Here is a 14,625-nt window from a genome sequence, read left to right on the forward strand (position 1 = left end):
GGCAGTGGCCTTTCGGGGGATCAGGGGAGCAGCCAGGAGAGCACGGGGGTGGACATGAGCCCGGAGAGCAGGCACAGCAGGGCGAGCAGCACGAAGCTCCACCCGATGATGCGGCGCAGGATCGTGGACTCGGCGCCGGCGATGCCGATGGCGGTGGCGGCGATCGTCAGCGACTGCGGCGAGATCATCTTGCCCACCACGCCGCCGGCCGCATTGGAGCCGACGAGCAGCGCGCGCATCGATTCGGTGCCGAGGTGCGAGCCTGGGCCGATCTCGGCGCCCACTCCGGATTGGAGGCTGGAGAACAGGATGTTGGCCGACGTGTCGGAGCCGGTCACGTAGGTGCCGATCCAGCCGAGGACCGGGGCCACGTAGGGGTAGAGGGCGCCGGCGCCTGCGAAGAAGAGGCCGAGCGCCAGGGTCTGGCCCGAGTCGCCCATCACGTAGGCCAGCGCCACGACGCTGCCGATGGTGAGCATCGCGAAGCGCAGCTTCTTCGCGTTGGTCCACAGCACGCCGAAGATCTCTCCGATGCCCATCCGGTAGATGAGGCCGGTGACGATGGCCACGAAGGCGAGCAGGATGCCCGGCGTCGACGCCCAGGCGAGCGTGTAGGACTGGTGAGCGGCCGGGTTGCCGGCGACGTCCAGTAGCCCGCCCAGGCCGGGCCAGGCGAACTTCACGTCGGTGGCGGCCAGCGCGGCCTTCACCGGCGGCAGGGCCGCGAGTCCGAACACCACGATGACGAGCAGGTAGGGCACCAGTGCCATCATGATCCGGCTTCCGGTCAGTGCCTCGCCCGAGGTGCGGCGGGCATCGACCGGAGCGTCCTTCTCGACGGCGGGGTCGATCTTGATGCCGATCCGTTCGGCCGCCTCCGCGCCACCCCTCGGGTGCCACATCTTGAGGAAGGCGATGGCCACGATGACGCTGCTCACGGCAGCGAACACCTCGGTGAGGTTGTAGAGGGGCGTGGCGGACACGATCCACTTGGCGATGCCGAAGGTGACGCCGACGACCAGGCCGAAGGGCCAGCCCTCACGGAGGCCGCGCTTTCCGTCCATCACCGCGAGGAGCAGGAAGGGCACCACGAGGCACAGCAGTGCGGTCAGCCGGCCGGTGATGGGGGAGATGGCCAGCACGTCGTCGAACCCGCCCGTCTTGGCGGCCATCAGCACCGGAAGGCCGACGGCGCCGAACGCGACGGGGACGGTGTTGGCGAGCAGTGCGATGAGCGCAGAGCGCAGGGGCGAGAAGCCGATGGCGATCAGCATGGCGGCGGTGATGGCGACGGGGGCGCCGAAGCCGGCGAGGGCCTCGAGGAGGCCGCCGAAGCTGAACGCAATGAGGAGGCCGAGGATCCGGGGGTCATCGGAGATCAGGAAGAAGGTCCGTCGCAGGTCATCGAAGCGGCCGGAGGCCACCGTGACCTCGTACATCCAGATGGCGGTCAGCAGGATCCAGATGATGGGGAACAGGCCGTAGACGAAGCCGTGCACGCTGGTGGCCAGCGCCGTGGTCAGCGGCATGCCGAAGGCCGTGACGGCGACCAGCACAGCCGTGGCCCAGGAGAAGGGGCCGGCGAGATGGGCCTTCCAGCGCAGCGCGCCGAGGGTGATGAGCATCGCGATGACCGGGACGGCCGCCACGAGCGCGGACAGCCATTGGGCCCCCAGGGGGTTTGTGACCGGTTGGAAGGTTTCCAGCAACATCGGTGAACTCCGTCGTTCATATGGTCTGACCATTACTAATGGTCAGACCATAAGCTCTGGAGACGCGGCTGTCAACTGGATGGGACACAATGGGGTGCTATGACCACCGGCGGCTTTGAGAACGCGCTCGACTACCTGACGGGCGAGATCCTCGCCGGGCGCTTCGGAGCCGGTGACAGGCTGCCCAACGAGCGCGAGCTCTCCAGCCAGCTCGGGGCAAGCCGCAGCGCGGTCCGTGAGGCCATCAAGGTGCTGCAGGCCCAAGGCGTGCTGAGCTCGGCCACCGGGCGGGCCGGCGGTACCACCGTCGGGACGGGGCAGGGGGTCGCCTTCGGCCGGATGCTCAAACTGCACGTCGCGCTGGAGGCAGTCTCCTTCGCCGAGATCACCGAGACGCGCGTGGTGCTGGAGCGCGCCGCCGCGCTGGCTGCCGTGGGCCAGCCGATGGGAGAAGTGAGGCGCCTCGCCGAGGAGATGGTCACCGTGACCCGGCCCGCCGCGTTCAACGACCTGGACACCGCGTTCCACGTCGCCATCGCCGCGGCCGGCGAGAACCGGCTCATCCGCGACATGACCATCGCGATCCGCGAGGCGGTGGCAGAGAGGATCCTCAGCGCTGAAGAGCGCCTGGCGCAGTGGGAGGAACTGCGCGCCAGGCTGGTCCAAGAACACGTACACATCGTCGACGCCCTGGAAACCGGCGACGGGGAGCGCGCCGCCCAACTGAGCGAGGAGCACGTGCGCAACGCGCTCGCCGCGCTCAGCTAGGCAGCACCCCCCGAGGTGGCGAGCAGCGAGCTAGAGGACCTGGGTCAGAAGGCCGGTGTCAACGTCGTAGATGAAGCCGCCGACCTCCGCGTGACCCTTGATCAGCGGGTGGTTGGCGATCATGTCCACGTCCGAGCGGAGCCGCGAAGCCTGATCGGGGTTGGCCCCGAACGAGAGCCAGGACGTGTCCGTGCCGGTCTTGGCGGAGATGACCCTGCGGAGATCCTCATCGGTGCCGGAAGCCATGGCGCAGCGGGTGTGCGGCACCACCATGATGCGGTCCACCTGGAGGAGCTGGACGCTCAGCACGCAGCCGGTGACCACCGACGTGGTGACCCGTCCCCCGGGGGAGCGCAGGATCTTCGCGTCGCCGATCCGCAACCCGACCATGTCGAGTGGCTCGATGCGCGAATCCATGCAGGTCACGATGCAGACGCCCGCCTTGGCGATGCCGTCGAAGTAACCATCAGTGAAATCCGCCGCGTAGGCTTTGTTGGCCGCCATCAGGTCGTCAAAGTCGCTCATGCGAGGTGCATCCCTTCGTCGCGGAAATGTTACTCCCCGAAGAGGGTGTCGCCGGGCTCTGTCCGGGGAGCGACGCCTGCATCACGGCCCGCCAGCATCGTCACCGGCTGAGACAGCGGAGTCCCGGAGCCATCGCGTCGGCCCTGTTCGCGCGGCAGTTCCACCGGCGAACCGCTCGACGCCGCGGCGACCACTGGGCGTGGGCCGATGGCGGCGATGAGGAGGGTGTCCTCGCCCTTCAGGAAGCGGTGCGCGCGCACGCCGCCCGTGGCTCGGCCCTTGGCCGGGAACTCGGACAGCGCCGTGACCTTCGCCAAGCCGGTTTCGGTACCGGGCAGGGAGGTCGAGGAGCCGGAGATGGTGACCACGTCGTCCGTGGCGGAGTCGACCACGCCGAACCAGACCGCGGTGGCGCCGGGGGACAGCTTCATGCCGGCCATCCCTCCACCGGTGCGGCCCTGGGGCCTGACGATGGACGCTGGGAAATGCAGCAGTTGGGCATCGGTGCTGAGGAAGGCCAGATGCTTCGACTCGTCGTGCAGTTCGACTGCGCCGACCACCTCGTCGCCGTCCTTGAGGGCGATGACCTCCCACGAGTCGCGCACCAGGAGATCCGGGCGGACCCGCTTGACGATGCCGTGGCGGGTACCGATGGCCAGCCCCGGCGACTCAGTGTCGAAGGTGGTCAGGCCCAGTGCCCGCTCGCCGGGGTCGAGGGGCCACAGTTCGTGGGCGAGGCTGCCGCCCTGGAGGCTGGTTCCCGAAGCCGTCAGCGGGACGGTGGGCAACTCGATGGCGCGGCAGCGGATGACGCGGCCGCGGTTGGTCAACACGCCGAATTCGCCGTGGGCGCTCGTCTTCACCCGGGCGATGACCACGTCGTGCGCGGCCCGGCCCTCGGTGGGGAGCGGGCCGAAGTCGCTGGTGCGCGCCACCAGGCCCGTGCCGCTCAGGAGCACCCAGCAGGGATGGTCCGGCACCTCGAGAGGCGCGGCCTTCACAGTGGTGGGCACGCCGGAGGAGGCCAGCAGGATGGTGCGACGCGGGGTGCCGAACTCCTTGGCCATCGCGGCCAGCTCCGTGCTGACGAGACGGCGGAGCACCGCCGGGTCCTCGATGATCTCGCGCAGGCCGGCGATGGTGGTGGCCAGTTCGTCGGCTTCCTTCTCCAACTCGATGGTTGAGAACCGGGTGAGGCGCCGCAACTGCATATCGAGGATGTAGGTGGCCTGCGCGTCGTCCAGGTCGAAGGCGCCCATGAGGCGTTCCTTCGCCTGGGCGCCGTCGTCGGAGGAACGGATGATGGCGATCACGTCGTCGATGTCGGCGATGGCGATGATGAGACCACGCACCAGGTGCATGCGTTCTTCGGCCTTGGCGAGCCGGTGGTTCGTGCGGCGCAGGGTGACGTCGAGGCGGTGGTCGAGGTAGACCTCCAGCATCTCCTTCAGTGTGAGCGTGCGCGGCTGGCCTTCGACGAGGGCCACTGCGTTGATTGCGAAGGTGTCCTCGAGCTTGGTGGCTTTGAAGAGCTGCTCGAGCAGGGCTTCGGGGTTGATGCCGTTCTTCACCTCGATGACCAGGCGGGTGCCGTGGGCGAGGTCCGTGAGGTCCTTGACGTCGGCGATGCCGGTGAGCTTCTTTTCCTGGACTCCCTTCTTGATCTGCTCGATGATGCGCTCGGGGCCGATCATGTAGGGCAGTTCGGTCACCACGATGCCCATGCGCCGGGGGCTGACCTTCTCGATGCGGGTGGTCGCACGCAGCTTGAGGGAACCGCGGCCGGTGGCGTAGGCGTCGCGGATCCCGTCGAGGCCGACGATCTTGCCGCCCGTGGGGAAATCCGGGCCGGGGATGTGGCGCATCAGCTCGTCGAGTTCGATTCCGGGGTTCTTCAGGAGCTGCTGGAGGCCCGCGACCACCTCGACGAGGTTGTGCGGCGCGATGTTGGTGGCCATTCCGACGGCGATGCCCGCGGCGCCGTTGACCAGCAGGTTGGGGAACGCGGCCGGCAGGACGACCGGCTCGGTCTCCTTGCCGTCGTAGTTGGGTTTGAAGTCGACGGTGTTCTCGTCGATGCCCCGGGTCATGGCCTGCGCGGGCAGCGCCATCCGGCATTCGGTGTAGCGCATCGCGGCCGGTCCGGCGTCGAGGGAGCCGAAGTTGCCGTGGCCGTCGATCAGGGGGAGACGGACGGACCACGTCTGCCCCATGCGCACCAGCGCGTCGTAGATGGCGGTGTCGCCGTGGGGGTGCAGGAGGCCCATGACCTGGCCCACGACACGGGCGCACTTGACGTGGCTGACGTTGGGGCGGACCCCCATCTGGTCCATCGAGTAGAGGATGCGACGCTGGACGGGCTTGAGGCCGTCGCGCGCGTCCGGCAGTGCCCTGGAGTAGATGACCGAGTAGGCGTATTCCAGGAAGCTGGTCTCCATCTCCTGGGTGACGTCGACGTCGAGGATGTGTTCTTCCTCATTCAGTTCGTCGTCGATCGTCCGCTTGGTCATCGGGCGCTCTCCTCAGGTTGTGGGACTACAGCAACCTGGAGAGCTTATCGCCCAAACCGTCGCCGTCAGGCGCACGCACCTCCGGCGCCGTGTCGGGTTCCCACCTTTCGTCGCTCTGCGGCACCTCCATGGGCAGGCCGTGGGCCAACGTGTGCTCGCCAGGAGTCAACTGGCGGATGGCGCGGGCGCGGACATGCTCGGGCTGGAGACTGGCGAACTCGGCGTACAGGTCCGGATCGTGCTGGCCGTCGTCGCCGACGAGGACCCAGCGGATGTTGGGGAGGTCGCGGGCCAGTTCACGCAGGCAGCGGCGCTTATGGTCCGGGCCACTGCGGAACCAGCCGGTGTTGGTAGGGCCCCAGTCCGTCAGCAGCATCGCGCCCTGCGGGATGCCGTGCCGGGAGATGAACCGCTTGATCATGGGGAACGTGTTCCATGCCCCCGTCGAGATGAAGATGATGGGGGCGCCGGGGTGCTGGGCGAGCAGCTGCTGGTACAGCCGCGCCATCCCGGGGACTGCCTGGCGGGCCTGTTCCGTCAGCACGAACGAGTTCCAGGCGGCGAGCATCGGCCGGGGGAGCGAGGTGCTGAGGATGGTGTCGTCGATGTCGCTGACGATGCCAAAGTCCACGTCGTCACCGATCACCTGGACGCTGGCCAGCGCGGAGGCGCCACCCTCGCCCTCGAGGGTCACTGAGTGCCAGCCTGGCGCCAGCCCTGGGTTTCGGACGCGCACGTCGATGAAGCCGCCCCTGTCTGCCTGGACGGGGATACGGACGTCGCCGATCACCACGGTGACCATGGCGTTGACCTTGGCCGCGGCCATGAAGTTGCGCCAGCCCCGGCGGTAGATGAGGGCAGAGGCTGCCTGCACGATGCCCAGCGTGTCCGAGGGGCGCAGCACGACCCTGGCGAGGATGCGCAACTGTTCGCTGGTGCCGTAGCCGGTGTAGGAGATGATCGACTCCTGCCAGCCCCTGCGGTCGAGCGCGCTGTTCAGCAGCGAGTTGAGACGGTCTTCCATGCGGGCTGCGATGAAGGGGCGAGAGGCCATGAACCAAACCTATCCGGCTCCGTGACAGAATGGCCCGGTGACCGCCGACAACCAGACTCTCCCCACCGGCCTCATTGACGAGATCGCCGAATGCGGGTTCTATCCCAGCCTCGTTGCCGAGACAGTGCTGATGGGATTGCAGGGGCGACCGGTGCTGCACTACCTGGTGCAACACGAGGCGACCTTCGCGGGGCACGAACTGCACCGGCACATGACGGTGCTGGTGCTCACGGAGCAGCAGCTGCAGATCTGCCACATCGACGAGGGGGAGGGCGGCCGCGCAGAGGCGCTCGCCACCTCTGAGGTCGTCGCCCTGCGGGCCATCGACTCGGTCGTGGTGACGCGGGCCATGGCCAATCCCGAGACGCGCTCCGGTCTGAACGAAGCCTGGTTGACGATCGTCTGGGGCGCCGCTCGTCGGCTCGACCTGGGCCCGGCCACGTGTGAGGACCCCACCTGCGAGGCGGACCATGGCTACACGGGTGTGCTGCAGCCCGACGACATCACCGTGCGCATGAGCCCCGCGGCGGACGGTGAGAACGCCAAGCGACTCGTGGATTTCGGGGCCGCCCTCCAGCTGGTGGTCGCCTGATGTTCACGTTCGTGGATCCGCGCTACGGGGACCTGTCGCTCGCCAACCTCCTGCCCAGCGTCGTGGCTCGGCTCGATGGTGAGATCCCCCTGATCGAGATCCCCCAGGCCCGGCAGTACGTCGTGCTGCTGATCGACGGGCTCGGCTGGCACCAGCTCAGGGAGCACGCCGCGCACGCGGAGACCATGGCCGGCCTCCTGGACCGGGGCCACCGGCTCACCTGCTCCGTGCCGTCCACCACGGCCACCTCGCTGACGTCGCTGGGCTGCGGCGCCACGCCTGGTGAGCACGGGGTGATGGGCTACAGCTTCTATGAGCCGACGGTGGGCCGGGTCATCAATTCGCTCACCTGGGAGGGCGGCCCCGACGACATCGAGGGCTTCGCTCAGAAGCCCACCGTGTTCCAGCGCCTGGCCTCCCAGGCGCGGCCCAGCGCGGCCGTGACGCTGGGGCGGTTCGCCGGCAGCGCACTCACCAGGGTGGCCTTCGCGGGTACCCGGCTGTTCCCGGTGGCCAATGAGGGCGATGTGGACGAGATCACGGGCCACGTGACCGAAGCGCTGCGCGAATCGGACGTCGTCTACCTCTACGAACGGCTCCTCGACTCGGACGGTCACTCGCACGGCACGGGCAGCTGGCAGTGGCTTGACCGATTGGCCGTCATCGACGACTACGTCGCCCACCTCGTGGAGGCCCTGCCGCCGTCGGTGTGTCTGCTCATCACCGGCGACCACGGCATGCTGAACGTCCCGGAGGACACTCGCGTCACAGTCGAGGATGAACCGCGGCTCGCCGGCTACTCGCACCTGGGCGGCGAGCCCCGATTCCGCCACATCTACGGCGAGGACCCCCGGGCCCTGGCCTGGGCGTGGGAATCGGTGTTCGGTGAGCGGGCGCTGGTGCTCCGCCGTGAAGAGGCCATTGAGGCGGGCTGGTTCGGACCCAACGTGTCCAACATGAGTTCCGCGCGCATCGGGGACGTCGTGGCGGCGATGACCGGTACCTGGGCGGCGATGACGTACGCCACGCCCGGCGAGTTCTCCCTGGTGGGCATGCACGGCTCCCTCACTGCGGCCGAGATGGAGGTCCCCCTGCTGATGCACGGGGGTGGCCGGTGAGCCTGCGTATCGCGATCCTGATCGACGACTTCTTCCCCGCCTCGGGGGGCATCTCCCGATCCGTACAGACGCAGCTGGAGGAACTCACCCGCCTCGGCCACGACGTCACCCTCATCGCGCCGGACCGGCACCTGGTGCCGCCAGCCGGGGTGCGGACCATCGCCTGCCCCGTGCTGTACAAGGAGGGCCTGCCCTCGCACCTGAGTGTGCTGCAGCCGACGGAGCGCCGGGCCCGCAGGATCTCCGCGAAGGCCGCGTTCGACGTCGTGCATTCCCAGACGGAGAGGGGAGCGGTGGTGCTGGCTGCCCGCCTGGCCAGGCTGCAGAACATCCCTCACGTGCACACCTTCCACGCCAATATCGCCGGCACCCACAGCACACTGCCGGTGAAGGCGGTGTTCGGGTCGCTCGGCTACGAGGTGCTGGTCACCCGCGCGCTGGCGCTGGCCTCACAACGGCCGCCCCGCTTCACTTCGGCGCTGCCGCCCCGCACGGCAGAACCGGACAACAACGGCTTCTTCACGCGGATGGATTGGCGCTCCCTGGGGTGGATCGCGGCCCACGTCGATCTCGTGACCAGTCCCGCCCAGTACATGCTGGACAACATCGAGGCCGCCGTCGCGCAGCCCATCGCCGGCCGGGAGATCCGCAACGCGTCGGCCGACACCTTCGTCGGCGTGGAGACCCCGCGCAGGACCGACAGCAGCACAGTGCGCTTCCTGAGCATCGGCAGACTCGCCAAGGAGAAACGCCTCGACGTGGCCATCCGGGCCTTCAACCGGGCCGGGATCCCCGGCGCCGAGCTGGTCATTGTCGGCGACGGCGACCAGCGCTCCCGTCTGGAGACCCTCGCCGGGCCGGGCGTGCGGTTCCTCGGGTCGCTCTCCGAGCGCGAGGCCGTGGCCGAGCAGTACCTGACGGCGGACGCGATGGTGCTCAGTTCGTACCGCTTCGACGTGCAGCCCATGGTCATCCTCGAGGCCGGCGCCGCGGAGTTGCCGGTGCTGTACTGCGACGACCGGCTGACCGCCGGACTGAGTCCTGCCACCAGCCGCCTGGTGGCCCCGGACATGCAGGCGCTGGCCGTCGGGCTACGGGAGATGGCGGAACCCGGCCGGCTTGCAGCGTTGCGCCGGGGATACCGCGAGGTGGACGTGCGGTTGCGGCCACCGGACATGGCCGACGCCTACGTCGAGGTGTACGAAGAAGCGATCAGGATGCCGAGGAGACATGGCTGAACTTGTGTTCCACAGCGGACCGATGGACTGTGGCAAGTCCACGATGGCCCTGCAACTGGACCACGTCCATTCCACCCATGGACGGCGGGGACGGGTCTTCAGTTCTCAGGACCGGGCGGGGCAGGGCGTGATCACCTCCAGACTGGGGCTGAGCGCCCGCGCGATCGAGGTCTCAGCGGAGTTCGACTTCTGGCGCTACGTCATCACCGAGCTGACCAGCGGCCGCATCGTCGACTACCTGGTGTGTGACGAGGTCCAGTTCTACACGGCGGAACAGATCGACCAGCTGGGGCGGATCGTCGACGAACTCCAACTCGACGTCTACGCGTTCGGGATCCTCGCCGATTTCCGCACGGAGTTGTTCCCGGGCTCCAAGCGGCTGGTGGAGCTGGCAGACAGGCTCGAGATGCTGTCGCTGGGGCCGCTGTGCTGGTGCGGCGCCCGCGGAACCCACAACGCGCGCACCGTCGACGGGTTGATGGTCACCGAGGGTTCGCAGGTCGTGGTGGGTGACACCGCGGCGGGTGAAGAGGTGCGCTACGAGGTGCTGTGCCGCATGCACCACCGGCGGCGGATGACCGCGACGAGGGCTCGGGCGACGCTGTCTCCGGATCCGTTGCCTTTCGACGACAGTGCCCTGTGACAAGCCACTGATCCCACTGCGCAAACGCGCACTCGCTCTTCGCAATACGGCGTCCTCGGTTCCCAATGCCCCGATGGGTCGGGGAGGATCGCAGGCAACCGTGCCACAGTTGCGTGGCGCGCCTCGAGAGATAAGGGTGCGATGATGCACGTGCGAAGAAAGTCCAGGAGCCTGGCTGCCCTGGTGTCCGCGTTGGCGGTCGCCTTCAGCGGCGTAGCCGCCATGGTGGCGCCGACGATGGCGTCCGCCGAGGACATCGGAACCAACGTCGCGTTGACGTCGAACGGATCCACCGTGTCGGCTTCCGGCAATGAGCTCTCCGACGGCCGATGGACCTACCAGATGGCCGTCGACGGGGATCTCACCTCCCGATGGTCCTCGAACCACTCGGATCAGGCCTGGCTGCAGGTCAAGCTGGCGGAACCCACCGTCGTCGATCACGTCAACATCCACTGGGAAGCCGCCTGCGCCGCGCAGTACAAACTGCAGGTGTCGAATGACGGGACGGTCTGGACCGACGCCACCTCGTCGATCCGGCCCACGTGCCCGCCCGACGGCACGGCCGGCCTGGACAAGCAGACCCTCAACGCCGCCACCGTCGGCGAGGCCTGGCAGTACGTGCGCATGCAGGCCGAGGAGCGTACGCCCATCGGCGGGTCGAAGTGGGGCGTGTCGCTCTACGAGTTCGAGGTGTGGAACGGTGCCGAACCCACTCCGCCGGCCCCACCGTCAGGCGCAGTGAACCTGGTTCCGTTGCCGGTCAAGGTGACTGAGGACGACGGCCAGCCCTTCACGCTCGACGCGAACACCCGGATCGTCGCCTCCGGCGAGGCGGCCCCCATCGCCGAACTGCTCGCCGCGCAACTGCGGGCCGCCACTGGCTATGCACTGCCCATCGTGGCTGCTGCAGACAGCAACGCGATCGAATTCGTGGTGGACCCCGCGCTGGTTCCCGCCGTTGCTACCCCGAGCACGGATGAGCCCTACAGGCTGGTGACGGCCGAGGGCCGCGCCACGATCACCGCCAAGGCCAAGCACGGACTCTGGAACGGCGCTCAGAGCCTCCTCCAACTGCTGCCGCCGATGATCTACTCGCCCGACACCGTCTACACCGAATGGACTGCGCCCGCTGTCACGGTTGAGGACGCCCCCCGCTACGTGCACCGCGGCACCCAGATCGACGTCGCCCGGTCCTTCATCGAGGTCGACGACCTGAAGAACATCATCGACACCCTGGCATCGGTGAAGATCTCGCGCATCCACCTGCACCTGGCAGACGACCAGGGCTGGCGCATCGAGATCACCAACGACGGCCGCGCTGAGGGTGACGAGATCGACTACACCCGCCTGCATCGCATCGGCGGGAACCTGTCGATGGCCGAGACGGAGGCAGGCAAGCACTTCGGCTACCGGCAGGAGCTCGGCCGCAACGGCTACTACACGCAGGAGCAGTACCGCGACATCGTCGCCTACGCCGCGGAGCGCCAGATCACGATCGTGCCCGAGATCGACGTGCCGGGCCACACCGGTGCCATGCTGCACTCCCTGCCGGAGTTGAACAGCACGGGCAGCCGGCCGTTCGCGACCGTCTACGGCAACACCGTCGAGCAGAACAACGGCAACGTGGGCGAATCCACCCTCGACGTGAACAATCCCCAGACCTGGACGGCCCTGGAACACATCTTCGGCCAGTTGGCTGAGATGACGCCTGGCCAGTACATCCACGTCGGTGGGGACGAGACCCATGCCACCCCGCATGCCGACTACCAGTCGTTCGTGCGCCAGGTGATCACCATCATCCGCGGCCTCGACAAGAGCGCCATCGGCTGGAACGAGTTCGCCGACGCGGGTCTCTCCGAGGGCGACGTCGTCCAGTACTGGACGGGTGGCACCCAGCGCACCTACGAGGCGATCCAGGCCGGCGCCAAGGTGGTCGTGTCCGCGTCCACGCGCGCGTACCTGGACATGAAGTACTCGAGCAAGACGCCCATCGGCCTCACCTGGGCCGGCATCGGCGATCTTGACCACTACTACACCTGGGATCCGCTGTCGGTCGTCGAGCCCCCTGCGGAGTCAAATCTGCCTGCCGTGACCGAGGACGACCTCCTCGGCATGGAGGGACCGATGTGGTCCGAGACCATCCGTCGGGGCTCGCAGAACGAGTTCATGATGTTCCCGCGCGCCATGTCCCACGCGGAGGTCGGCTGGACCCCGCAGGCACAGCGCAACGTGACGCAGTTCATGAAGCGGATGGAGCCCATGGGCGCCAGGCTGCTGGCCAAGGACTCCAACTTCTACGACAGCCCCAAGGTTGCTTGGGACGTCGCAGCCGCAGGTGTGGACGCCAAGGCAGCCCCGGGCACCGCAATGCTCGTGGAGCCTGCCACCATCGCAGCCCCGGGAACCAAGGTCTCGGCTGACGGCACGTCGATCCAGGTCGACACCGTCGACGACGCCGACGGCCGCAGCAACTCGGAGCTGACAGCCCCCCTGACCGCCACCGTGGACTTCGGTGATGGCTCACCAGTGGTGGACGCCACCTTCACGCCGGTCCAGGAGCGCACCCCGGTGCACTCAGGCTCGCGCTATCTGGTGGGCGCTGAGCATGCCTATGCCGCCGAAGGCTCCTTCGACGCGACGGTGACGTTCTCTGACGGCCGCGTCGTGACCGGCAAGGTCACCGTCGAGGCGGGGTACACAGTGCCTGTCGCGTGGGCACCTGACGTGTGCGTTGCGCCTGGCGTCGCCGTGGTCAACGCCGAGGCAAGGGTGCACGACAACTCGCGACTGGTGGCCGACCTGTCGGGCTTCACGCCCAACAGCCTCGCCACCATCCAGTTCAGCAAGGACCCGATCCAGGTTGTCGGCCCGAATGACTCCAAGGTCCAGGACCCATCCATCCAGGGGCGGTTCATGACCGACGAGGACGGCAACGCACACCTGACGATGCCGGTCACCTACCAGACCGAGGGCGGCGAGTACCTGTTCCGCGTCACCGACGTCGACGGCCGCTTCACGGAGCAGGTCATCGAGGTCGACTCCAGCGCAATCCCCGTCACCGGCGACCTCATCAGCGGGGCCTCGGTCACCGCGTCGTCGGAGGCTACCAACGAGACCGCGCCGAACGGCGTGGCCAAGGCGATGGTCGACGGTGATCGTGCCACGTTCTGGCACTCGCGGTGGGCGGCCCCCATCGCGTCGATGCCGCACACCATCAACGTCGACCTCGGCGAGGTCCAGGATCTCGATTGGTTCACGTGGGTGCCGCGCCAGGGCAGCGACAACGGTCAGGTGTCGAACTTCACCATCCAGTACAGCACCGACAACGCGACGTGGACCGAGGCCGAGGCCAAGACGCTGCCGCGTGGTCGCACCGCCACGAACTTCGATCTGGACCTTCAGGCCCGGTATGTGCGCATCCTGATCACCGAGAACTACGCCACGGCCGACCAGTTCGCCACCATCGGTGAACTCGAGTTCCGCTCGAACTGGACCGACCCCCCGGTGGTCGTCTCCCCGGTGCCGGAGACGTGGGCCCCGCCCGTCACCTGTGGTCCGGACGTCACCGACCCAGTGCTCTCGGCCATCGCCGCAGAGAGCGGAACAGTGGGAACCGCGGTGTCCATCCAGGTGGAAGCCACCGATGATCGCCCCGGCGTGCTCACCTACACGGCCACCGGGCTCCCGGCCGGTATGACCATCGATCCGGTCTCTGGCCTGATCGCCGGTACGCCCTCGGAGTCGGGTGCGTTCACCGTCATGGTGACCGTCACGGATGAGGCGGGCAACGCGGGGACGGCCAGCTTCACGCTGACCGTTGCCCAGAAGGCCACGCCGTCGCCGAGCCCGTCGGTGTCGCCGTCGGTCAAGCCCTCCGTGAAGCCGTCGGTCAAGCCGACGGTCACGCCCTCGGGCAGGCCGACGACCACGCCGACCTCGGACAAGTACGTCCCGACGGTGCCCTACACCCTGCCGGGCAAGCACCAGTTCAACGGCCGTCAGTGGTTCACGACCTGTGAGGCGTACTCGCAGACGGAGCGTTGCCGCACGGAGATCTGGGCCACCGTGGTCAAGATGGAGAACGGCCAGTTCGTCCGCGAGAGCGGGTGGGCGTTCAACAACCTGACGTACCTGCCGTACATGACCCGTCAGGCCTGGAAGGGCAACCCGCTGGGTGACATCGATTCAACCACCGAGGGCGTGTTCACCTCGGCCGGTCGTCAGTGGAAGACCGAGTGCGACACCCCGGCCACGGGGAGGGGCGCGTGCCGTTCCTACACGATGACGACGGTGTACGCGGCCACCGCGAAGCCTGCGGGTGGGTACAGCTTCTCGCAGGGCAACGAGTGGGTCTTCAACAACATCGTGATGTTCGGAGGACCCGAGAAGCGGGGCTGACCCTCACCTGAGCCGGGCGCCTCACGCGCCCGCCTCAGGCGGTCAGCCCACTAGCTGAAACAGAACC

General features: G+C 68.0%; 10 protein-coding genes. 6 read left to right on the forward strand and 4 right to left on the reverse strand.

The features are described 5' to 3' along the window. Positions 1 to 20: 20 nt before the first annotated feature. Positions 21 to 1,712: an L-lactate permease gene (locus tag H5393_RS04885; protein WP_182765667.1), complete on the reverse strand. Its 1,692-nt coding sequence runs from the start codon at positions 1,710 to 1,712 to the stop codon at positions 21 to 23. A gap of 99 nt (positions 1,713 to 1,811) precedes the next feature. Between H5393_RS04885 and H5393_RS04890 the strand changes: the two genes are divergently transcribed. Then, complete coding sequence (locus tag H5393_RS04890) at positions 1,812 to 2,480, forward strand: FadR/GntR family transcriptional regulator (protein ID WP_182765668.1); 669 nt, start codon at positions 1,812 to 1,814, stop codon at positions 2,478 to 2,480. A 30-nt stretch (positions 2,481 to 2,510) separates the two neighbouring features. Here H5393_RS04890 and H5393_RS04895 read toward each other — a convergent pair whose 3' ends face one another. The 3 genes from H5393_RS04895 to H5393_RS04905 are packed head-to-tail and all read right to left on the reverse strand — an operon-like array spanning position 2,511 to position 6,569. Further along, positions 2,511 to 3,005 carry a carbonic anhydrase gene (locus H5393_RS04895; protein WP_076058748.1) on the reverse strand — a complete coding sequence of 165 codons (495 nt, stop codon included), beginning with the start codon at positions 3,003 to 3,005 and terminating at the stop codon, positions 2,511 to 2,513. A gap of 29 nt (positions 3,006 to 3,034) precedes the next feature. Continuing rightward, the gene (locus H5393_RS04900; RefSeq protein WP_182765669.1) at positions 3,035 to 5,515 is read right to left on the reverse strand and encodes a DNA topoisomerase (ATP-hydrolyzing) subunit A; all 2,481 of its coding nucleotides are present in this window, start codon (positions 5,513 to 5,515) and stop codon (positions 3,035 to 3,037) included. Between the two features lie 25 nt (positions 5,516 to 5,540). Then, positions 5,541 to 6,569 (reverse strand): App1 family protein, encoded by a 1,029-nt coding sequence (locus tag H5393_RS04905; protein WP_182765670.1) that lies wholly within the window; start codon positions 6,567 to 6,569, stop codon positions 5,541 to 5,543. A gap of 37 nt (positions 6,570 to 6,606) precedes the next feature. Here H5393_RS04905 and H5393_RS04910 point away from each other — a divergent pair, with 37 nt between their 5' ends. The 5 genes from H5393_RS04910 (at position 6,607) to H5393_RS04930 (ending at position 14,558) form a co-directional block, all read left to right on the forward strand. Then, positions 6,607 to 7,161, forward strand: a complete 555-nt coding sequence (locus tag H5393_RS04910; RefSeq protein ID WP_076058754.1) for a DUF5998 family protein — start codon at positions 6,607 to 6,609, stop codon at positions 7,159 to 7,161. Further along, a complete protein-coding gene (locus tag H5393_RS04915) occupies positions 7,161 to 8,279 on the forward strand; it encodes an alkaline phosphatase family protein (protein WP_182765671.1) in 1,119 nt (372 codons plus the stop codon). The genes H5393_RS04910 and H5393_RS04915 overlap by 1 nt, the downstream gene beginning before the upstream one ends. Continuing rightward, the gene (locus tag H5393_RS04920; protein WP_182765672.1) at positions 8,276 to 9,517 is read left to right on the forward strand and encodes a glycosyltransferase; all 1,242 of its coding nucleotides are present in this window, start codon (positions 8,276 to 8,278) and stop codon (positions 9,515 to 9,517) included. The genes H5393_RS04915 and H5393_RS04920 overlap by 4 nt, the downstream gene beginning before the upstream one ends. Beyond that, a complete protein-coding gene (locus H5393_RS04925; protein WP_076058760.1) occupies positions 9,510 to 10,160 on the forward strand; it encodes a thymidine kinase in 651 nt (216 codons plus the stop codon). Before H5393_RS04920 ends, H5393_RS04925 begins: the two co-directional genes overlap by 8 nt. A gap of 144 nt (positions 10,161 to 10,304) precedes the next feature. Next, positions 10,305 to 14,558, forward strand: a complete 4,254-nt coding sequence (locus H5393_RS04930) for a family 20 glycosylhydrolase (protein WP_182765673.1) — start codon at positions 10,305 to 10,307, stop codon at positions 14,556 to 14,558. The last annotated feature ends 67 nt before the right edge of the window (positions 14,559 to 14,625 follow it).

Source organism: Tessaracoccus sp. MC1756, from assembly GCF_014164735.1.
In the GTDB taxonomy this organism is placed as follows: Bacteria; Actinomycetota; Actinomycetes; order Propionibacteriales; family Propionibacteriaceae; genus Arachnia.

Coding starts and splice junctions, on each gene's coding strand:
- H5393_RS04885 (WP_182765667.1), bottom strand. CDS start 1,712: ATGTTGCTGGAAACCTTCCAACCGGTCACAAACCCCCTGGGGGCCCAA.
- H5393_RS04890 (WP_182765668.1), top strand. CDS start 1,812: ATGACCACCGGCGGCTTTGAGAACGCGCTCGACTACCTGACGGGCGAG.
- H5393_RS04895 (WP_076058748.1), bottom strand. CDS start 3,005: ATGAGCGACTTTGACGACCTGATGGCGGCCAACAAAGCCTACGCGGCG.
- H5393_RS04900 (WP_182765669.1), bottom strand. CDS start 5,515: ATGACCAAGCGGACGATCGACGACGAACTGAATGAGGAAGAACACATC.
- H5393_RS04905 (WP_182765670.1), bottom strand. CDS start 6,569: ATGGCCTCTCGCCCCTTCATCGCAGCCCGCATGGAAGACCGTCTCAAC.
- H5393_RS04915 (WP_182765671.1), top strand. CDS start 7,161: ATGTTCACGTTCGTGGATCCGCGCTACGGGGACCTGTCGCTCGCCAAC.
- H5393_RS04925 (WP_076058760.1), top strand. CDS start 9,510: ATGGCTGAACTTGTGTTCCACAGCGGACCGATGGACTGTGGCAAGTCC.
- H5393_RS04930 (WP_182765673.1), top strand. CDS start 10,305: ATGCACGTGCGAAGAAAGTCCAGGAGCCTGGCTGCCCTGGTGTCCGCG.